The sequence below is a fragment of the Romboutsia sp. MSSM.1001216sp_RTP31141st1_G3_RTP31141_220114 genome, assembly GCF_039031195.1.
Taxonomy (GTDB): domain Bacteria; phylum Bacillota; class Clostridia; order Peptostreptococcales; family Peptostreptococcaceae; genus Romboutsia_C; species Romboutsia_C hominis.
Window position 1 is genome coordinate 227,204 of sequence record NZ_JBCIUO010000003.1, and the last position, 21,611, is coordinate 248,814.

The following is a 21,611-nucleotide window of genomic DNA, read 5'->3' on the forward strand; positions in this document are numbered from 1 at the left end:
ATATGCTTATCTAAGAGGTGATAATATGAATATATTAGAAAATGATAAACTTATAATAGAATCTAAAAATAGTGGTGCTGAACTAACTAGAATATACTCTAAAGATCTAAAAAAGGAAATACTATGGAATGGAGATAGCACTCATTGGTCAAGACACTCTCCTATATTATTTCCTATAGTCGGTAGATTAAAAGACAACAAAACTTATATAGAAGATAAGTTCTATAATATGAGTCAACATGGATTTGCTAGAGATATGGATTTTGAAATTATTTATAATGATAATACCTCAATAACTTATAGATTAATATCTAGTGATGAAACTAAAAAACTATATCCTTATTCTTTTGAACTTTTAATAAAATATACTATTATTAATAATAGCATAAATACTAATTGGATTGTTTTAAACAAAGATACAAAAGATATGTATTTTTCAATAGGAGCACACCCGGCATTTAATATATATGATGATTTGTGCAATTACTACCTAGAGTTTAAATCTAGAGATATAGTAAAAAGAATAAACTTAGAGGGTCCTTATTTTAATAGTGTAAAAGAAGTTTATAATTTAAATAATTTAAGATTAGAACCTAAGATTTTTGAAAAGGATGCATTAATATATACTAATATAGATAGTATTAACTTAAAATCTAATAAATCTAAAGATTACATAAACCTTAATTTTAAAGATTTTCCACTAGTTGGAATATGGACTCCTTACTACAAAGATACAAACTCTACTGCTCCATTTGTATGTATTGAACCATGGTTTGGACTAGCTGACAGTGTAAATTCGGATAAAATATATACTAACAAAGCTTATATAAATAAACTTAAACCTTTAGAGTCATTTAATAGTTTATATACTATAACTATAGAAAAAGAGTAAGGATTAACTTACTCTTTTTCTATATGTTAATTATCTTTATTAATTAATTTTTTATATGGTTTTTGTATAATTATATCTACAACTTCGCCTATTGCTATGTAAATTAATATTTTTGGTTCTGTAAAAGTTATATAAATAAATATACCTATTATAATGACTATTAATCCTATAATTTTTATTAAAATCTTTTTATTGTCTTCATCATAGTCTAAATCGTCTAAGCATCTGTCAAAATCTTCTTTAGCTCCTAAGCTATAAAGTCTTTCACATACAAAAGCTACCCAAAATAGTGGCATATTTACATCATAAAACAATTTATATGCAACTAGAGCTAATATAGAAAATAATAAAGATGAAATAACTACATTATCCTTACTCTTAGCTTTCACTTAAATCATCCTTTCCATATATAAAATATCATACAATATTACTTTTTTCTACATAATTTCTAATTTATATTATAAAAATAAAGAGCTGCCTTATAAAGCAACTCTTTATTTTTATCCAATTATAGCATCTTTAATTTTTCTATTTATGTTATCCATATACTTATCTCGTTTTATTTTGTATTCATTATAAGAGTCTATATTTCTACATATGCTATTTATTTCATTTCTAACTACATTATTTATACTATCTAAACTTTGTTCATATAATATCTCTATAGAATCTATTTGTATTAATGTACTTGCTACCTCCATATATATATCATGTAATATATATTTACTATCTGATTTAAAATTAAGCTCTAGCTTACCTTGATGTTTTATAGGAACTATTTTTTCTTTTATAAATAATATAAAGTTTTCAAAATCCTTTTTATTATTAAGAGGTTCTACTTCAAATAATATCCTAAAGAATAAGTTCCATATAAATTCACAGTTTAGCTTGCTCATTATAAAGCTACCTAGTTTTTCACAAAATTCATCTTCAAATTCAGGGCTCTTACCAAATTTTATTTTAGAGTTAAAGTCTATATCTTTCTTGGCTATCTCATTTAGCCTCATAAGACCTTGTATTGTTGTATCTTCACTTATATCTAAGCCATCTTTATTCTTATTAAATGAATAGTTTATAATAGTTTCACAAGGCTTTTTAAAATCTACTATAAATCCTATATCTTTTTCCATTTTTTCAGCAAAAGTATCATATGCAATTTTAGCTAAAAACTTTTCCATAGACTTTTGCTTTAATGTTTTATCTTTTGAAGTGTTTTCATTAAAAGATTTATAAACAGATAAAAGCTGGTTGTCTATCATTGCTAGATTATTTTTTATTGATGCCATAACATCACTTAAAAATTTATCTACCATTACATAAGTATTATTTTTATATATAACTTGATGTTCTATATCACTCCAAAATATATTTACCATGGATTTTATCTGTATTTCAAAATTTATTTTGTTTTTTCCATATGTAAATAAACCATTTATTCTATATATTTCAAATCCATTTTTTTGTTTTCGTGGCTGCTCTTTATCTAGCCTTATCTTAACCTTGTCATTACTTTTATTATAAAAATATATATTATCATCTGTAGTATCAAAATAAGACTTTAATACTTTATATATTAATTTCTCTTCTTCTATAAATCTACACTCTAGTCTTACACCTATTAAGTCTGATAGATTATGTATAAGCTCTTGTGGTGTCTCATATCTTTTTAAATATCTATTTCTTATTATTTTTTCTCTTAAACTATATTCTGTTTTTACTCTTGAATTAACATTTAAATATTCTTGGTCACTAGATTCAAGTATATTTTCAAAATAGTTCTCTAGTTCTTTTGATAGCATATTTAATGTAGGTGTTAAGGAGTTTAATAAATCAATTGACTCGTCTATAAATTCAAATTCTTTAAGGCTCATAATATTCTCCTATTTCTTTTTAGTACTTAAATTTTACACAAAAAAGGGACATTTATCAAATGTCCTTTTTAAATTTTACTGTATACTTATACCAAAATGAGTATTTTAAATAAATTTAGTAAATACTCATTTTTAGCATACATTATATATTATTTATTATTTTTCCCTTAAGTATTTTAAATTCTACTTCATCTATTACACCTAAGTCGTATAAATTTTTTATCTTTAATAATTCATTTCCTACATCATAGGATAAATTTTCATTAGAGTTATTAATTTTATAATTCTCTTTTAAATTATTATCAGCAATTGGCTCTACATTATTACTTATAAATGTATTTTCATTTACAAATATTTCTTTGCTACTTATTATGTCTTCTACTTCTATATTATTTATATCTCTTTGTAATATATTGTTGTCATATACCCTTACACTTTGAACTCTTACTAATTTTTCTATATAATTTTTTATCATAAGACTATTTCTAAGCTTTAAATTATCATTTTCGTAAAGACTATAGATCACTTCTTTTAAGCTGTCTTTTGATTCTTTACTTAATATAAATCCTTTATTAGTTAATATGTCTAGGCATATTTCATATAATTCAATATTTGTATAGTCCTCAAAGTCTAACCATATAGGGAATCTATAATTTAAAGACTCATTTAATAAAACTAATTCTTTCATTTTATCTTTTTGGCCAGATAAAACTATTTTTATTTTATTTTTATTGTTATCTATAAATTTTAAAAGTATAGAAATTATTTCTTTGTAATTATTAATATCTAATAATAAGTGAGCCTTATCTATTAATACTATTTTACCTAAAGATTTATTTAGTATATCTTCTAATTTTAAGCCACTATTTATTTCACCTATTATTTCTCTTATATCAATTTCTACTATATTCTTAGACTTTATCATATCCCTTGAGTAATACATTTCTGCTAATATGTTTAAAATAGATTTTTTACCTGTTCCTACATTTCCTGTAAATACTATGTTACTATACTTATTTCTATTATTTTTTTTGCCTAGTTTTACTCTCTTTTCTTGTATTTTAATAAGTTTATATTCATTTCTTAAAAATTCTTTTGCTTTTTCATTTCCTTTAAGAGATTTAAGTTTTTCTTCTAAATCAAACTCATACTCTGATACTTTAATTTTTTCTATATCTTTAGTTGTAATTAGATTCATTTCATAAGTGCTTATGTTTTCTTCTGCTATTCTTATGCTTTGATTTCTTATTAGATTTTCTACATAATTTCTAACCATTCTACCATTTCCTGATGTAGAATCGGATTCTTCATATATATCTTCAAAGCTTTTTTTAAGAGATACATATGCATTTTTAGATAATTTGAATCCTGTTGAATCTATTAAATTAATAGCCATTTCTAATAGTTCATTTGGGTTGTAATCTTCAAAAGTTGTCCAAATTGGGAATCTTGATTTTAATCCTATATTAACATCAAAGAAATCTTCCATCTCTTCTTCATATCCTGCAAGTATTACTACAACCTCTTTAGAATAGTCTTCTATAAGCTTAAGAAGTGTTTCTGTAGCCTCTCTACCTAATGAATCATTAGCTAATGTATAGGCCTCATCTATAAATAAAACTCCTCCTATAGCCTCTTTAAACTTTTCTTCAGTCTTTTTACTAGTTTCACCTGGTACCTCTGATATAAAACTTGATCTATCCGTTTCTATCATCTGACCTACCTTTAAAAGACCCATGCTATTTAACATTTCTGATACTAATCTTGCTATACTAGTTTTACCTGTTCCTGGATTACCTACAAACACCATATTTAAGTTTTGCTCTATTTTAGTATCTATTCCCGCTGCTTTTCTCTTCTCTTGTGCAACTATAAGCTTATATTGGTTTCTAAGTAAGCTTTTAACTTCATTTAAACCTACTATTTGGCTTAGTCTTTCTTCTAAATTAAATTTTGCTTTTGCTTTAAAGTTGAAATTGTCTCTTTCTAGCAAATCTATTTCCTTACTTTTATCATTTATATACTTTTTAGATGCATCTAATATAGCATTTTCAACTATATTTCTTACAAATCTAGCATTACCTAAATCATTTTTACCACTTATTTGATTTTTGGCAAATAAGTCTATTAATTCATTTTTAACGTTTTTTGCTATTCTATATCCTTTTGATTTTGCAATATTTAAAGCTATCTCATACATTTCATACGGAGTATAATCTTCAAAATGTATAGTGTTTAAAAATCTTGATTTAAGACCTGGATTAAATGCTAAAAATTCATCCATATCTTTTTCATATCCTGCAAGTATTACAACTAAATCATCTCTATTATCTTCTATACCTTTTAATAATGCATCTATTATTTCTTTTCCTACTTTATCATCATCACTTTCACATAGTGAGTATGCTTCATCTATAAATAATACTCCTCCCATAGCAGAATTTATTATATCTATAGTTCTTTTAGCTGTTTCTGCTGGGTTTTCTGTTACAAAATCAGCTTTGCTAACTTCCCTATATATACCTTTAGATAATATATTTAGTGCATTTAAATATTCAAAAGTTACTCTAGCTGCATTAGTTTTACCTGTTCCTGCATTACCTGCAAATATCATATTTAATGATATATTAGATGTTTTTAGTCCAAGTCTTTCCCTAATTTTTTGTACTTTGTAGTTGTTTTTAACGCTTGTTAAAAATTCTTTTAAATCTTTCATTCCTATAATAGAATTTAATTTGTATTCAACTTCTTCTAATGTAGGTGTTGAATAATCACTAAGTGAGAATATTTCATTTTTTATGTTGCAATATATTTCGTCATTATCTACATATATTAATATTGTACTATTTTCTTTAATATTTTCTTTTAAAATCAAGTTTGTTAAGGGTTTACATAGCTTGTAAGATACATATTCACTAATTCCAAAATTTGAATCTTTTTTATATGTTTCTTGTAAGTATTTGCAAATTCCAAAGTATTCATCGCTTTGATCATCTTCTTTAATATCTAATACTATTTTTACGTTGTGATTTTCTTCTTTTATTTTTATAGTTTCTAGAACTTCTCTTTTTACTATTTTATTTCTTTCCTCCTTATTAAGAGGCTTAGTATATAATACTTTATCTATGTTATTGCTAAATGACTTAGTAAAGTGTTCTTCTATATTAAACTTCTCATCATTAGTTGTATATACTAAGAACTTATTATGACAAACTATATTGTTTATAGTATCCTCATCTTCATCATTTGCTTGTATTAAAAATTTATTTTTTATTATGTAATTATTGTCTAAGTTTAAGCAAGTATTTGGATATACATTTGATAATACATTTAGCATATCTTCACTAGCTTTTTCACTATTTTTAAATAGTATACAAGAAGAATCACTACTTAGTTTTTCATATAAATCTGTTAAAAATGCGCTATATCCTAAATTAAAATTATATGATGCTAAATCTATTTCTTGTATATGTGTATTATCTATAAAATCTGAATTATTTAGGTATTCAAATATCCTTCTTACACTAGTTTTTTTAGCAGTTTCTTTATCCCCTATTAAAAATAATATTCCTTTTTCTTTGTTTATAAATTTTTCTTCAAAATACTCACATATTTCCTTGATAAATTTTTTTTGCCCTATAAGCTCTCTATTTAATTTTCTTTCTATATAACTAAATTTTTGTTTTATAAAGTCTTGTTCATTCTCCATATGATTCACCCTTCAATGTTTTATTATTTTTTATAGCCTTAAGATATTCTTACCCCAAAAATTATATTTTATATATATAATATAATTTTTTTACAAAAAAACCTCATAGATATCTATGAGGTTTCAAAACTGGTGACCCATCCGCGACTCGAACGCGGGACACCCTGATTAAAAGTCAGGTGCTCTACCGACTGAGCTAATGGGTCTTATATAATTTAATAACATAAGCTTACAGCAACTTACTCATTGCAAGTTATCTGCTCTACTATCTAAATAACTATAAGTTTTGGTGGGATTAACAGGGCTCGAACCTGTGACCCCCTGCTTGTAAGGCAGGTGCTCTCCCAGCTGAGCTATAATCCCAAAGTGGTGACCCATCCGCGACTCGAACGCGGGACACCCTGATTAAAAGTCAGGTGCTCTACCGACTGAGCTAATGGGTCATTTGTTTTGTTTACTTCTCTCAACCACAAATATTATTATATTCGTTTTTTTTTGTTTCGTCAACACTTTTTGTATATTTTTTCAAATTATATTTTATTTTTTTCTATATCTGTTGATTTTTCTACTTTTTTAGAATTATTTTAAATTTAAAAATTAAAAAGAGTAGTAACCTACTCTTTTATTATTTGTTTAATACTATTTTTTTATGTTTAGAATTTATTAACTTTGAAAATACAGTTACTCCTAAAAGCTCTAATACACTTATTATAACAATAGTTCCTCCTGGTGCTATGTCTAAATAAAAAGATATTAATACCCCACTTATTATAGCTATCTCACCAAATAATACTGAATAAAATATTGATTGTTTAAAACTTTTTGCTACTTTTAAGCTTGTAGCTACTGGTATTGAAATAAGGGATGATACTAATAATACCCCAACTATTCTAAGTGTTATTGTTATGCTTGCTGCAACTAATATCATAAATATTGTGTTAATAAGTTTTACAGGTATTTTAGAAAATTTTGCATTTTCCTCATCAAATGTTATATATAATAATTCTTTAAATAATAAACTTACAAATAAAATAATTATAATTGCTACCATAATGATTATTTTTATATCTTCACTACTTACTGTAGCTATACTTCCATACATAAATGAGAATAAATCAAAGTTTGTATTTGATATACTTATAAGTATACCTGATATTCCAACTCCTAAAGCCATTATTATAGCTATTGACAAATCTGCATATTCTTTTAAATATGTTCTTAATCTATCTATTATTATAGCTGCTATACTTGATGCTACTAAAGATCCTATTAAAGGATTTACACCTACTATAGTAGCTGATGCTATACCTGATAGTGCTATATGTGACAGACTATCTCCTATTAACGATAATTTTTTAAATACTATAAACATTCCCATTAATGGACATATAAGCCCAACTATTAAGGAAGCTGTAAGTGCCCTTACCATAAAATCATATTGAAAAATTTCCAAAATATTGCCTCCCCACTTTAACTACTAAATAAATTAAGCATTATAGATTCATCTATATCTTTTTTGCTATTTTCTATTAATTCTATTTTTTTATTTTTTATTAATGCTAATTTTTTAACTTCTTCTTTAACTATAAATAAATCATGAGATACTATTATTATAGTTAAATTTAATTTTTTATTTAACTCTTTTAGTATTTTATAAAATTCTTTTTGTCCGTTTACATCTATTCCAACTGTTGGTTCATCTAAAAATAGTATTTCAGGTGATTTTACAAGTTCTCTAGCTATAAATACTTTTTGTTGTTGACCTCCTGATAAACTTCCTATTAGTCTATCTTTATACTCATACATTCCTACTAATTTTAAAACTTCATCAACTTCTTTTTTGTATTTTTTACTTACTCTTTTAAACAAACCTACCTTAGATACTAAACTTAATGATACTACTTCTTCTACTGTTATAGGAAATGAACTAGAAAATGAATTTGATTTTTGGTCTACATAACCGATTTTATTCCATTCATCAAAGTTATTTATATTTTTATTAAGTAAGTCAATACTTCCTTTAACTGGTTTTAATTTATTTATCATAAGCTTAAGCAAAGTACTTTTACCAACACCATTTTGCCCTATAATACCTATGTAATCACCTTTATTTATATTTAAGTTTATATTATCTAATATAACTTTATCTTCATATCCAAAGCTTACATCGTTAAATTTAATTACTTTATCCATATTTATCCCTACTTTAAAACTAAATTTAGTGTTTCTAAGTTTTTATTCATTAAAGATATGTAATCTTTATTATTGTCAAAATCCTTTTTACTTATATTGTCTATTGAATATAGCACTGTTGTTTTTATATTAGCCTCATCTGCTATAGTTTTTGCTACATTTGGATTTACAAGACCATCAAATAGTATGTATTTTATATTATTCTTTTTTGCATAGTTAGCTATTTCACTTATTTTGCTAAGAGATGGTTCTTGATTTGGACTAATTCCTGTTATAGATATTTGATTTATTTTATATTCATCACATAAATATCCATAAGCACCATGAGATACTATTATACTCTTATTTTTTTTGTCTTTTAAATTTTCATCATAATTACTTTTTAGCTTTTTTAACTTTTCTATATATTCATTATAATTTTTTTCATAATAGTCTTTGTTTTTTTCGTCTGCTTTGATTAAAGCATTTTTTATGTTTTCACATTCTTTCATAGCTAAATCTACATTTAACCATACATGAGGATCATACTGCCCGTGATTATGAGATTCATGATTCTCTTTTTCGTGATTTTGTTCTTCATCATAAGTAAGTGGTTTTATACCTTCACTTGCATCTACTATCTGTAGTTTATTTTCACTTTTTATTTTATCTGCAAAGCTATCTAATCCTAATCCATTTTTTATAAGTAAATCAGCATTTTGAATATCTTTCATAAGCTTTGGCGTTATTTCATAGTCATGAGGTTCTACTCCTGGTGGAACTACATAATTTATATTTATCTTATCTTTTCCTATATTTCTTGTAAAATCGTATATAGGAAATACTGTTGTGTAAACATTTATTTTCCCATTGTCTTTAGCTGTATTATTACCACTAGAACAAGCTACAGCACTTATCATTGTTATTACTGATAATAATGCTAGTAATATTTTTTTCATATATTTCTCCTTCCATATGTAAATCTTTATAATTATATCCAAAATATTATTTATTTAATCTATACCATTTTTAATTGATAATAAATATCATTATCGAATATTTTATAACTTTTTACTCATTTAGTCAATATATTACATTTTATGTTATTTATAATAACAATAATAGATGTTTATATCAACTGATTTTATATATATATTTAAAATTTTAAAATCTTCCTATATATACTTTATTCATGTATTTTATAATCTATTATAATTTATATTAATTTAATTTATATATAAGAAATACATACATAAAAAAGCTATAAACTCTGGTTTTTAATTCCTATAGTTTATAGCTTTTTTATATTTTATGCTAATTAAATAGCTTATTTCTTATTTTAGTATTTATATTAAAATTATAAACGAGTATCCCAAGAATCACAGAATGCATCAACTGAGCTTACGCCTTTAAATTCAGATTTTCCCATTATCTTTTGTATTACTTGATGTATAGTATTTTCATTATCTGTATATGCATTTATATATGTTGGTACCATTGGTACATCTATTAAGTGGAATGGATTATTTACAGATACACATACTGTAGGTAGTTCTGTAACATACCAAGGAATATCTGGACCCATTGGCATAGCCCATGTTATACGACGTACATTACTTTGAGAGAATCCTTGTACATTTACAAACAGCATTACTGCATCAAACTTATCAACAAAATCTTTTATTGGAGTCATAGCTAATAATTGCTTTCCATTTAAAGATGTATTTGGATCGAATACTTCTACCTCAAATCCTTGTGCTTCTAACTCATTTTTCACTTTATCTTGTAAGCTACCTGTTCCTGCCATTGATACTTTAGATGCAAACCCTGTTGAGTCTACAGTATATAGCATTATTCTTTTGTGAGTTTCTGGCGTTATTGGTAGTTGATTTTTAGTGTTTTTAACTAAAGTTATAGCTTTATCTGCTACATCTTTTGCTACTTCTAAGTGTTTTTCACATCCTATAACAGATAAATTTTCTTTTGGTGGCATTAATGTATTTGATTCTTTTTTCTTATGTAATTTTAACATAGCTTTAAATGCAAGTACACGAGTAACAGCTTCATCTAAACGCTCATGAGTTAATATTCCATTTTCAAGTCCTTTTTTCATAGCTTCAACATCTTCATCTTTATCTCTATAATAAAGTATCATATCGCATCCTGATGCTATTGTTGTAGGTATCATATCTTCTCTTCTTATCATAGAAGTAAGTCCTACCATATGAGTTGCATCAGTAAGTATTAATCCGTTAAATCCTAATTGTTCACGAAGTAATCCTTGTAATAATTCAGGTGCTATAGTAGCTGGCATTATCTCATTATCTTTTATGCCTGGCTTCAACTTTCTTGAGTATTCTGGAAGTCTTATATGTCCTATCATTACAGATTCAACACCTGCATCTATCATTCCCTTATATACTTTACCAAATTCATTATCCCACTCTTCACAACTCATCATATTATTAGTTGTAACTATGTGTTGATCACGCTCATCTAATCCATCTCCTGGGAAATGTTTCATACAACAAGCAAGACCTGCATCATTTGCACCTCTTAAATATTCTTTTGACATTTCAAGTACAACATCTGCATCACTTGAGAAACAACGGCTAGATACAACACAGTTTCTCCAGTTTTTATTTATATCAACTATAGGTGCATAAGTCCAGTTGCATCCTATAGCAGCTGCTTCCTTACATCCATAATATCCTAATTTGTATGCATTTTCTTTATCTTGTGTAGCCCCTATTGTTACATGGTATCCTATATGTGTTCCACCACCAATACCACCATCTCCTCCAGCTTCTATATTAGCTGCTATAAGTGCTGGTATTTTACTAGTATTTTGTATAGTCATATTTTGTTCATATAACTTATCTGCTGACATATTAGAATATCTAAATCCTCCCATGCCATATTTATTAATACGCTCTTTTATCTCTTCTTCATTGTTATTCCAAAGCATATCTACAAATACTTGTCCTATCTTTTCATCTAAAGATAATCCCGCTAATGTATCTTCTACCCACTTGATATCCTCATCTTCTAAGTAAAATGGTTTTGCTTTTAAATCTATTCTCATTTTAATCCCCCTTTTAATAAATGTCTTTTTAGATTTATAATCATAAGGTATATAAAATTTATATACCTTATTTGATTACTATTTTTTAATATTAACTAATTCTGAATTTAATACGTATATAAATTTATCACTTATCTGACCACCTGCTAATTCTGCTAATTGATCAATTGTCATACCTTCTAACATACCTGCAGTTGGGCCCTCTAGAATTTGTCCAAAATATTTTTCAATTATAGATTTAGTTTCTTCATTGGCCATTAATTCTTTAAATTTACATTTTGTTGAATATACATCATCTGTAATATTAAGTTCTTTAATTTCAACATCATCAAACTTGTTTTTATCATCATTAAACCAATTTGTAACTACTCCACCTTTATCTTCTGGACAGTCATAAATAGAATTTCTTTCATCTACTTTATTAAATATAGCAAAATCCGTGTAAACTTTGCCTTCACTCTTTGCCACTACTTTTACTTCATTTTGTCCATCTACTAACTCTATATTTTCAAAGTTAAATATATGATTTGAATTTAATGTAGCTACTTCTTCGTTATTTACAAATAAAGTTAATTCATTTAAGTTAGAGTATACTTTGACATTTATAAATTTATTTTCTCTATCAATATATCTTTTACTATTTATATGAACGAATTTTTCATCTGACCAAAGTGATTTGTACATATAAAATGCGTCTTTTTTAACTTTTCTATCAAATGTTATTAAACCTTTATTATTTCTTCCTTTAACTCCACCTTCATCTCTAAAATCAGAACCAAAGTCAAAGAAATTCCATACGTATGTACCCCATACAAATTTTCTTTCATTAAATATCTTCATTACTTTTTCATGATATAGTGCATGGTACTCTTCTGTATAATCCTTTACTTGTGGATTATCTGTATGATACTTAATTATTCCTTCTGCACCATATTCTGATATACCTATACAAGTATCTGGATTTACCTTATTAAAATCATCTAACCATTGAGCAAATTCTTCAACTTCACCTTGATACCATCCATAATATTTGTTATAAGCCATTATGTCTGTATAATTATGAAACTCATCTTCATTTTCAACCATCATAACTTGTGCTTGAGTAGTTAAACGAGTACTATCTTCTTTTTTAGCTAGTTGGTGAAGTTCTTTAACTAGAGTTCTAAGCTCGTCAGTTATACCACCTATTTGTATTTCATTTTGTACTCCCCACATAACTATACTTGAATGGTTATAGTTTTGACGTATTAATTCAACTAATTGGCTCTTAGCATTTTCACCTTTTAAATCAGTCTTTGACATAACTGATATAAATGGTATTTCCGCCCATATTATCATACCTTCTCTATCACATAAATCATAGAAGTATTGATCGTGTTGATAATGAGCCAAACGTATTGAGTTAGCACCTACTTCTTTTATAAGTTTCATGTCTTCTTCATGATCCTTTTTGCTTAGTGCCCAACCTTTATCTTTTCTATCTTGATGTCTAGAAACACCATTTAACTTCATATGTTCTCCATTTAAGAAGAATCCTTCTTTAGCATCAAATCTATAGTATCTAAACCCTGTTGGTATTATTAATTCATCTAATACATCATTATCTTTCATTATGTATGCTTTTACATTATATAAATATGGATTTTTTACCCCATGCCATAGTATAGGGTTTTCTATATTTATTGGTAGTGATATTTCCCTAGATTCATTTGGGTTTAATAATATATCTTTTGCATTGTATTTTACAATATTTCCTTCTTTATCTAATACATCTATCCATAATTTTATAGCTTCTTCTTTTTCACAATCATTTTTTATTATTGATTTTACAGTTATGCTTGCACTTTCTTTAGTTATATTATCTTGTGACACATATACTCCTAAAGAACCTTCATTCATTAATTCAAAATGAGTTTTATCTGTAACAACTAGATTAACATCTCTGTATATACCACCATAGAATGTAAAATCTGCCCATATAGGATATACATCATCAACTATAGAGTTATCTACTTTAATTGCTATTGTATTGACTTTTCCATATTCTACTACATCACTTATATCAAATCTAAAAGTAGAATATCCTCCTTTATGCTCTCCTAAATGTTTTTCATTTAAGTATACATTTGTTATACTGTTTGATCCATTTAATTCTATATATATTTTCTTATTTTCATATTCTTTATTTATAAATATCTCTTTTCTATACCAGCAAGCTCCCTTATAAAAATCATTGCCTCCATCTATTCCATCTATAGCATTCCAAGTATGGGGGATGCTTATATTTTCCCAAGTGCTTAAATTAATATCTTTTATATAAGCTTCTTTAATATCTTCTTTTACAAATTTCCAATTGTCATTGATGTTAATAATATTTCTCATAATATCTCCCCTTTGTAAAACATTTTCCTAAGATTAATACTAGTATATCATATATTTCGGTTTATTGGTATACTAGTATTAATTTTATTTTACAGGTTAACTTAACGACTTTTCAAATTCTATTACTAAACCTTCTTTTTTATTATAAATAAAATCACAAAGAATCTCATATATCACTACATGAGATTCTTTATGATTAAAATACGTTACTTTAAACTTAAATTAATATGTTTACAAAATACTCAAATAAAATTTAACCTTAAGCACCTTGTTTCTCTTTTATACTGTTTAATCCACTTTGAACTTCAGCCATTTTAGCTGCATCTAATGGATAGAATTTCATAGCTATTATAGATGCTATATGTCCAAATATTGGTACTATGTACATACACGTCATTATTAACCAGAAAAACTTAGTATCTGCTGGAGTATTTGGAACTATTACTGCATTTGCCATACCTATTATAGCAAGCCCTACTCCAAGTAATGTTGAACTAAATGATGATATTAACTTATCTATAAATGAGAATAATGTCCCCATCATACCTGGAACAAACTTTCCAGTTCTATATGTTTCATAGTCTGCACAGTCTGCTATCATTGGTATAACTATATTTCCTGATATCCCTGCAAATGCACCTTGAAGTATTGTTATAGATAAGAATAGTATAGTATTTAAATTTATATTAGTCATAGATACATTATCAAATGGTTGTATTATAATCATTGCAAATAACATTGCCATACTTAACCAAGTACCTGCAACAAAAGCTTTCTTTTGCCCAAGTTTTGATGCATATCTAACTCCAATTATTGTTATAATTATCGTTACTGGAGTTGTTATAACACTCATCTCACCTTGTAAACTAATATTCATCAATACGTTACCAAATAAATACATCTTAGTTGCATTAGCAAGAGTGCTTGCTAACTTATCAGTTGAAGCTGCTATAACTAGCATTTGTATAGCTCTATTTGACTTTATTATTGGCCAGTAATCTTTAAACTTAACTTGATTTGCTGCACTTCCGACACCGTAAAATTCTTTTTTATCTCTCCCTGATATACCTATAATTGCAAGTATTGTCATTACAAATGAAGTTCCACCAAATATTATTGCTGCCATCTTCCACATTTCAGGATTTAATAAACCATTTTCATATCCATCAGCAAACATTGGAGGTAATATAGAAGTTATTACTAATGCTGATACTGAAAATAATATACTATTATATATTGAATCAAATATTGTAAATAATGGTCTTTGCTTAGGGTCATTAGTTAATGACGCTTGTGCTGCTTTTGTACAAGCTGTTTGGAATGTGTATCCTATTATGTATATTACATATATTCCTAAAAGTACCGGAAATCTCATTGATTTACTAAGGTTTGGTACTACTCCGAATATTAAATACACAGTTATTAATAATATAATATTTCCAACTAGCATAAATGGTCTATATTTACCAAACTTAGTTTCAGTCTTGTCTATCATATATCCTATTATTGGATCTGTTATACCGTCAAATATTCTCATAGATGTTATAACTACCCCTATAGTTACCGCAGCTATACCTAGTATATTTTGACTAAATATTGCCAAGTAAGTCATTATAGACATTATTACATTTGTGGCAGTATTATTTAAAGCGAAAAGTCCTATTTGCCATAATTTAGCACTATTATATTGTTGTTTTGATACGTTAGACACTTTTTATTCCCCTTTCGATTATTAAATCTTTGAAATTGTTTTCCCAATCTTTAAAAAAAATTACTAATTAAAATCTATCTTCGTATCCTAATGCTTTTAAATTTCTTGCACTTATTTCTAAGCTTTCAAATGGATCTTTTCCATATGTATCATCTTGCTCTATAAATATATGTTCAACCCCTGTTTCTCCAGCTAAATCTATTATAGCTTTTATGTCTAAGTTTCCTTCTCCTATTTCAGCAAATTGAACCATTAATGCCATATTTGTCATTATTTGTTCCATTCCACCTGATAAGTCTATAGTTTGAGCTATTCTATAATCTTTTATATGTATTATCTTTATTCTTCCTTCTAGTTTCTTTATCCACTCTAATGGATTTACTCCTCCCCTTTGTAACCAATGAACATCAAGCTCAAATCCTAAATACTCTGGGTCACTTTCTTTAGCCATTATATCCATTATATACTCACCATCATATTTAGCAAATTCAACATGGTGATTATGATAATAAAGTTCTAGACCTTCTTCTTTTAATCTTTTACCAAATTCATTTAATTCTTTAGTATACTCAATTATCTTTTCTTTTGATCCTAAACAATCAAATGATATCATTCCTACTCTTATATATTTGCAATTTAATGCTTTAGTATCTGATACTATTTTGTCAAAGTCATCTCTTAAGTTTTCCATTTTAATAGAAGGCATTAAAGACTTTATAGCTGCACTAGTTGCGCATACTTTCATATCTAGCTCATCTAAACATTTTTTTATTTCAGATACATTTTCTTCAGTCATAGGTATTTGAGATAATTCTACTGTTGAAAATCCTATTTCTTTAACTCTTTTGAAAGTTTCAGTTATACCCATTTCTTGTACTTTTTCTCTAAGCATCATCATTTGAACGCCTATTGTTGGTTTTGTCATATTATTTACCCCCATAATATTTGTTTATTATCCTTAGATGAAGTTCTTATACTATCTATAATTTTTATAGAAGGTATGGCGTCATTTATAGTTATATAATCTTTAGTGTTATTTATTAAGCAATTATAATAATCATTTATAATTTCTTTATGGCTAGCTCCATAATAATGCTTACTTCCACTAAGTTTATCATCTTCTACTATTAAAACTTTTTCTCCACCTACTGATTTATATAATTTACTATCTTTTATAGTAAATTTACCCTTTTCAAGTATTACCTGTATCTCAACACTAGAGCTGTCACAATATGCTATTGTTGAAAAGAATAACCCTTTAGCCCCATTTGAGAAATTTATACTAGCACTAGCTGTATCTTCAACTTCTATATCATAATCTAATAAGTTACTAACCTTACCTTTTATAGAATCTATTTTTCCACCTAATAATTGCATTAAATCTAATGTATGTATAGACTGATTTATCATAACTCCACCACCAGCTAACTTCATACTACCTCTCCATGGCTTTATGTCATAATACTCTTTTGGTCTACTCCAAGTAACTATCCCCTTTATACCAATTACTTTTCCATATTCTTTAGAATTTACTATATTTAATAAGTGCTTTGTTGTTTTGTTGTATCTATTTTGTAGACATATACAAATATTAGAATCTGTATTGTCATGTAATTTTTTAAATTTATTAGCTTCTTTCGCGTTTAAACAAAGTGGTTTTTCTAGGAGTATGTTAACTCCTAGATTAGCCACTTCTTTAGTTACAGGATAGTGAAGGTAGTGTGGTAAACATATATGAACACAATCTAAGTTTTCATTTTTAATCATCTCATTATAGTCTGTATAAAATTTAGCATCTTTTACTAAATCTTTTTTATTTTCATCTATATCACATACTGCAACTAGCTTTGCATTTTTATTTGATTTAATTGCATGAAGATGAACCATAGAAACATCTCCTAGACCTATAATCCCTATTCTTAGTGCCATATATTTTCCCTTCTTTCTCCTATTTTTATTTATGCGTTAGCTTTTTCAGCTTCTCTTCTCTTGTTTAATTCTTCTAGGTATAAATCTTCATCAAATGGTAATTCTATATCTTTTCCTGTCCAGCTTGATAAGTGCATTGCATTTGATAATATAACTCCATTTATACCATCTGTTCCTGGTGCTAATAATTTTTTACCTTCTAATATAGCTTCAGTGAAGTTTATCATAACATTTATATGTTGAACTCCCCATTGATCTGGTATTTCAAATTCTTCAACTTCGAATAAATCTCCCATACCTTCTCCTCTGAAAAGATTTGCAACATCAGCAAAAGTTAATCTCTTGTTTAATTCATTTTCGCTTTCTTTCATTCTCTTAACTGTTACTTTCTTACTTCCTTCAACTACTATCTTACCTTTATCCCCGTGTATTTCAAATCTATCAGTTCCTAATATGTCATGTGTACAAGTTATAAATGTTCCAGTAGCTCCGTTTTCGTATTCAACAAAAGCAGTTACATCATCTTCAACAGCTATATTTCTGTGAGAACCAAATTGTAAGTTAGCTCTTACTTTAGTTGGCATTCCACATATCCATTGCCATAAGTCTAATTGGTGAGGTGCTTGGTTAGCTAATACTCCTCCGCCTTCTCCTGACCAAGTTGCTCTCCAGTCACTCATATCATAGTATGCTTGTGGTCTCCACCAAGTAGTTATTATCCAGTTAGTTCTTCTTATTTCCCCTATTTCACCGTTATCTACTATTTCTTTTATTCTTTGATATAATGGGTTTGTTCTTTGATTAAACATCATACCAAATACTAAGTGTGGCTTAGACTCTGCTAATTCATTCATTTCTCTTATTTTCTTAGTGAAAACTCCTGCTGGCTTTTCAACTAATGTATGTAAATCTCTGTTTAATGCTTCTATAGCTATTACTGGATGATCGTAGTGTGGTGTAGCTATTAATACAGCATCTATTTCTTTACTATCTAACATGTCTATGTAGTTATCAAAGAATTTTACATCTTTAGGTAACTTTTCATTAGCCCATTCCTTTTTAGCTGGGTTTATATCACAAACTGCTGTTAACTTAGCTCCTGCTACTTTTCCTTCTGCTAACCAACTAGCATGAGATCCACCCATTTGACCTATTCCAACTATCCCAAATCTTACTTGTTTCATATCGTCCCCTCCAAATTTGTTTAATCTAAACTCAATTTTTCCTAATATGTTTACTAAAGATTTATATTGAAGTGCATAAGCACTCTTTCCGTCTAGACCTTTGTCTTCTTTTATTATTTCATTAACATCTTCTAATTCTAAATCTTTTAATGAATCAAATATAACTAAGTGTGGCTCCATAGTTACAAAGCCTTTATATCCATTTTTTATAGCATCTGTTAGTATTTCTTCTATCTTACCTTCACCAGTTCCGCATACTACATTTTGATTATCACGTTTATTTGCATCTTTTATGTGGTAATATACTATATAGTCTTTTAATAATTCATAGCATTCTTTAGTGTTTTCCATACACTGAACAAAGTTTGCAAAGTCAAATATAGCTTTAAAGTTATCTGAATTTACACTTTTTAATATCTCTAAACATCTAGAAGATATATCTCCGTATATGTCTTTTTCATTTTCATGAAGTAGTATTATGTTGTGCTTTTTAGCTATTTCTGTAAATATACTTAATTTTTTTATAACTTCATCTCTATAGTCATCAGGATTTTTACCTTTTGGCATATAGAAACTAAACATTCTTATATACTTACACTCTAGTATACTTGCCATTTCACATAATTTTTCTAACAAATCTACTTGCTTATTAAAACCTTCTTCATCATCTATAAATACTTTACCTATAGGTGATCCTATAGAAGATACTTTTACTTTATATTCTTCTAATTTTGGCTTTATATAAGTTTTTAGTTCATCTATACTATATTCACTAAAGTTTTTTTCATTTACCCCTCTTATTGATATATACTCCATACCAAGTTCTGTTACTGTTTGAAGTTGTGTATCAAAATCACTGCTTATTTCATCTGAAAATCCCGATATCTTTATATTTTCTAACATACGCTCCCCCTATAAAATGTTTTATCCTAAGAAGTATTTGTTTGAGTTGTTAAAACATATATCTTCAATTATTTGACCTAGTATGTCTAAGTCGTTTGGATATTCTCCATTTTCAACTAAGTTACCTATGTAGTTGCAAAGTATTCTTCTAAAATATTCATGTCTTGTAAAAGATAAGAAACTTCTAGAGTCTGTAAGCATTCCTACAAATTTACTAACTAATCCAAGTTGTGAAAGTGCCATTAATTGTCTTTCCATTCCATCTTTTTGGTCATTAAACCACCATCCAGAACCAAATTGTATTTTCCCAGCTATGCCTCCACCTTGGAAGTTACCTATCATAGTACCTAGTACTTCGTTATCCTTTGGATTTAAACAGTATAGTATAGTTTTAGGTAGTTTATCTTCTACATCTAGACTATCTAATATTCTTGATAATGAATAAGCGATTTCCCCATCATCAATACTATCAAATCCTGCATCTACCCCTACTTTGTTAAACATTCTTGTATTATTATTTCTAAGAGCACCTATATGAAGTTGCATAACTAGATTTTTCTCGCTATACATCTTTCCTAAGCTTATTAATGTGAAAGTTATGTACTTGTAAGCTTCTTTATCACTTATAGTTTCACCAGATAAAACTTTAACAAATATTTCTTCAACTTCCTCTATTGTTGAATTTTCAAAATAAACTCTTTCTAAACTATGATCTGTTATATTACATCCATTTTCTACAAAGAAGTCTAATCTATTTTTAAGTACTTTTAAAAGTTCACTGTATGTTTTTATTTCTATATTTTCTAATTTTCCTAAAGCTTTTATATAATCTATAAAACCTTCATTTTTTATCTTAAGTGCTTTATCTGGTCTAAATGTAGGTCTTACTTTACACTCAAAACTTTCATCTTCTCTTATTTTTTTATGATATATTAAATCATCAGCTGGATCATCTGTAGTTCCTATGTATACTACATTTGACATTTCTATTAGCTTTCTTGCACTTAAATTGTTTTCTTTGATACTAAGATTTGCTTTTTCCCATATAATCTCGGCAGTTTTTTCACTTAGAGTTTCTTCTATGTTAAAGTATCTTCTAAGCTCTAAATGAGACCAATGATATATAGGGTTTCCTATTAAATAAGGCATCATCTTAGCAAATTCATTAAACTTTTCAAAATCACTAGCATCTCCTGTGATGTACTTTTCATCTATACCAAAGCTTCTCATAGCTCTCCACTTGTAGTGGTCATGGTATAACCACATTTGAGTTATATTTTCATATGTTTTATCTTCTGCTATTTCTACTGCTGGTAAATGGCAGTGATAGTCAAATATAGGCATTTTTGCTGCGTGGTTATGATATAATGTTTTTGCCGTGTCGCTATTTAATAGGAAGTCTTTATCCATAAACGTTTTCATATTTACCCCCATATATTTCACTTAATTAAAATTTTGACTTTATTTAACTTATACTAAATATTTTATCATAAAATATTTTTAACAATATTTGAATTAATTTTCTTTTTTTAGACTAATTTATTCAAATTATTTATTTTTATTTATAGCCTCTATTAATCCATTTATATAAACTGCTCCTAAAGCTCTATCATATAGTCCATATCCTGGTCTTCCTGTTTCTCCCCATATCATTCTTCCATGGTCTGGTCTATATGGTCCTTTAAAGTCATAATCACAATATGCTTTTACTATTTCATAAAAATCAAGTGATCCACACTCAGATAAGTGAGCTACTTCATTAAAGCTACTTTC

General features: G+C 27.1%; 15 protein-coding genes and 3 tRNA genes. 1 reads left to right on the forward strand and 17 read right to left on the reverse strand.

The window, feature by feature from the left end; translation table 11 throughout:
- The first annotated feature begins 25 nt into the window (after positions 1–25).
- Complete coding sequence (locus ABCP60_RS07995; protein ID WP_343101570.1) at positions 26–892, forward strand: aldose 1-epimerase family protein; 867 nt, start codon at positions 26–28, stop codon at positions 890–892.
- A 26-nt stretch (positions 893–918) separates the two neighbouring features.
- Here ABCP60_RS07995 and ABCP60_RS08000 read toward each other — a convergent pair whose 3' ends face one another.
- From ABCP60_RS08000 to ABCP60_RS08080, 17 genes are all read right to left on the reverse strand, one after another.
- Positions 919–1,281 carry a hypothetical protein gene (locus ABCP60_RS08000; RefSeq protein WP_092925159.1) on the reverse strand — a complete coding sequence of 121 codons (363 nt, stop codon included), beginning with the start codon at positions 1,279–1,281 and terminating at the stop codon, positions 919–921.
- A gap of 111 nt (positions 1,282–1,392) precedes the next feature.
- Positions 1,393–2,763: a GTP pyrophosphokinase gene (locus ABCP60_RS08005; protein WP_166505642.1), complete on the reverse strand. Its 1,371-nt coding sequence runs from the start codon at positions 2,761–2,763 to the stop codon at positions 1,393–1,395.
- Between the two features lie 142 nt (positions 2,764–2,905).
- Entirely contained in the window at positions 2,906–6,472 is a 3,567-nt protein-coding gene (locus ABCP60_RS08010) for an AAA family ATPase (RefSeq protein WP_195238270.1), read from the reverse strand.
- 130 nt (positions 6,473–6,602) lie between these two features.
- Positions 6,603–6,678 (reverse strand) — tRNA-Lys (locus ABCP60_RS08015).
- Between the two features lie 81 nt (positions 6,679–6,759).
- A tRNA-Val gene (locus ABCP60_RS08020) sits at positions 6,760–6,835 on the reverse strand.
- A gap of 4 nt (positions 6,836–6,839) precedes the next feature.
- Positions 6,840–6,915, reverse strand: a tRNA-Lys gene (locus tag ABCP60_RS08025).
- A 182-nt stretch (positions 6,916–7,097) separates the two neighbouring features.
- Positions 7,098–7,925 (reverse strand): metal ABC transporter permease, encoded by an 828-nt coding sequence (locus ABCP60_RS08030; RefSeq protein WP_092925153.1) that lies wholly within the window; start codon positions 7,923–7,925, stop codon positions 7,098–7,100.
- A gap of 17 nt (positions 7,926–7,942) precedes the next feature.
- A complete protein-coding gene (locus ABCP60_RS08035; RefSeq protein ID WP_092925151.1) occupies positions 7,943–8,665 on the reverse strand; it encodes a metal ABC transporter ATP-binding protein in 723 nt (240 codons plus the stop codon).
- Between the two features lie 8 nt (positions 8,666–8,673).
- Complete coding sequence (locus ABCP60_RS08040; RefSeq protein WP_166505645.1) at positions 8,674–9,603, reverse strand: zinc ABC transporter substrate-binding protein; 930 nt, start codon at positions 9,601–9,603, stop codon at positions 8,674–8,676.
- 398 nt (positions 9,604–10,001) lie between these two features.
- Positions 10,002–11,729 (reverse strand): glycoside hydrolase family 3 N-terminal domain-containing protein, encoded by a 1,728-nt coding sequence (locus ABCP60_RS08045; RefSeq protein ID WP_343101571.1) that lies wholly within the window; start codon positions 11,727–11,729, stop codon positions 10,002–10,004.
- Between the two features lie 78 nt (positions 11,730–11,807).
- Positions 11,808–14,111: a glycoside hydrolase family 2 TIM barrel-domain containing protein gene (locus tag ABCP60_RS08050; protein WP_343101572.1), complete on the reverse strand. Its 2,304-nt coding sequence runs from the start codon at positions 14,109–14,111 to the stop codon at positions 11,808–11,810.
- Positions 14,112–14,370: 259 nt separating this feature from the next.
- Positions 14,371–15,822: an MFS transporter gene (locus ABCP60_RS08055; RefSeq protein ID WP_092925142.1), complete on the reverse strand. Its 1,452-nt coding sequence runs from the start codon at positions 15,820–15,822 to the stop codon at positions 14,371–14,373.
- Between the two features lie 67 nt (positions 15,823–15,889).
- Positions 15,890–16,747, reverse strand: coding sequence for a sugar phosphate isomerase/epimerase (locus ABCP60_RS08060; RefSeq protein WP_092925140.1), 858 nt, complete (start codon positions 16,745–16,747; stop codon positions 15,890–15,892).
- 5 nt (positions 16,748–16,752) lie between these two features.
- The gene (locus ABCP60_RS08065; protein ID WP_195928659.1) at positions 16,753–17,751 is read right to left on the reverse strand and encodes a Gfo/Idh/MocA family oxidoreductase; all 999 of its coding nucleotides are present in this window, start codon (positions 17,749–17,751) and stop codon (positions 16,753–16,755) included.
- A gap of 29 nt (positions 17,752–17,780) precedes the next feature.
- Positions 17,781–19,838, reverse strand: a complete 2,058-nt coding sequence (locus ABCP60_RS08070) for a TIM barrel protein (protein WP_330615411.1) — start codon at positions 19,836–19,838, stop codon at positions 17,781–17,783.
- 21 nt (positions 19,839–19,859) lie between these two features.
- The gene (gene uxaC, locus ABCP60_RS08075) at positions 19,860–21,260 is read right to left on the reverse strand and encodes a glucuronate isomerase (RefSeq protein ID WP_195581608.1); all 1,401 of its coding nucleotides are present in this window, start codon (positions 21,258–21,260) and stop codon (positions 19,860–19,862) included.
- A 126-nt stretch (positions 21,261–21,386) separates the two neighbouring features.
- On the reverse strand, positions 21,387–21,611 hold a 225-nt coding region (locus ABCP60_RS08080; protein WP_271893128.1), incomplete at its 5' end, for a mannonate dehydratase.

Excerpts from the sequence above, each read along its gene's own strand:
- ABCP60_RS08010 (WP_195238270.1), bottom strand. The coding sequence starts at position 6,472 with ATGGAGAATGAACAAGACTTTATAAAACAAAAATTTAGTTATATAGAA.
- uxaC (WP_195581608.1), bottom strand. The coding sequence starts at position 21,260 with ATGAAAACGTTTATGGATAAAGACTTCCTATTAAATAGCGACACGGCA.
- ABCP60_RS08070 (WP_330615411.1), bottom strand. The coding sequence starts at position 19,838 with ATGTTAGAAAATATAAAGATATCGGGATTTTCAGATGAAATAAGCAGT.
- ABCP60_RS07995 (WP_343101570.1), top strand. The coding sequence starts at position 26 with ATGAATATATTAGAAAATGATAAACTTATAATAGAATCTAAAAATAGT.
- ABCP60_RS08060 (WP_092925140.1), bottom strand. The coding sequence starts at position 16,747 with ATGACAAAACCAACAATAGGCGTTCAAATGATGATGCTTAGAGAAAAA.
- ABCP60_RS08005 (WP_166505642.1), bottom strand. The coding sequence starts at position 2,763 with ATGAGCCTTAAAGAATTTGAATTTATAGACGAGTCAATTGATTTATTA.
- ABCP60_RS08035 (WP_092925151.1), bottom strand. The coding sequence starts at position 8,665 with ATGGATAAAGTAATTAAATTTAACGATGTAAGCTTTGGATATGAAGAT.
- ABCP60_RS08040 (WP_166505645.1), bottom strand. The coding sequence starts at position 9,603 with ATGAAAAAAATATTACTAGCATTATTATCAGTAATAACAATGATAAGT.
- ABCP60_RS08065 (WP_195928659.1), bottom strand. The coding sequence starts at position 17,751 with ATGGCACTAAGAATAGGGATTATAGGTCTAGGAGATGTTTCTATGGTT.
- ABCP60_RS08045 (WP_343101571.1), bottom strand. The coding sequence starts at position 11,729 with ATGAGAATAGATTTAAAAGCAAAACCATTTTACTTAGAAGATGAGGAT.
- ABCP60_RS08050 (WP_343101572.1), bottom strand. The coding sequence starts at position 14,111 with ATGAGAAATATTATTAACATCAATGACAATTGGAAATTTGTAAAAGAA.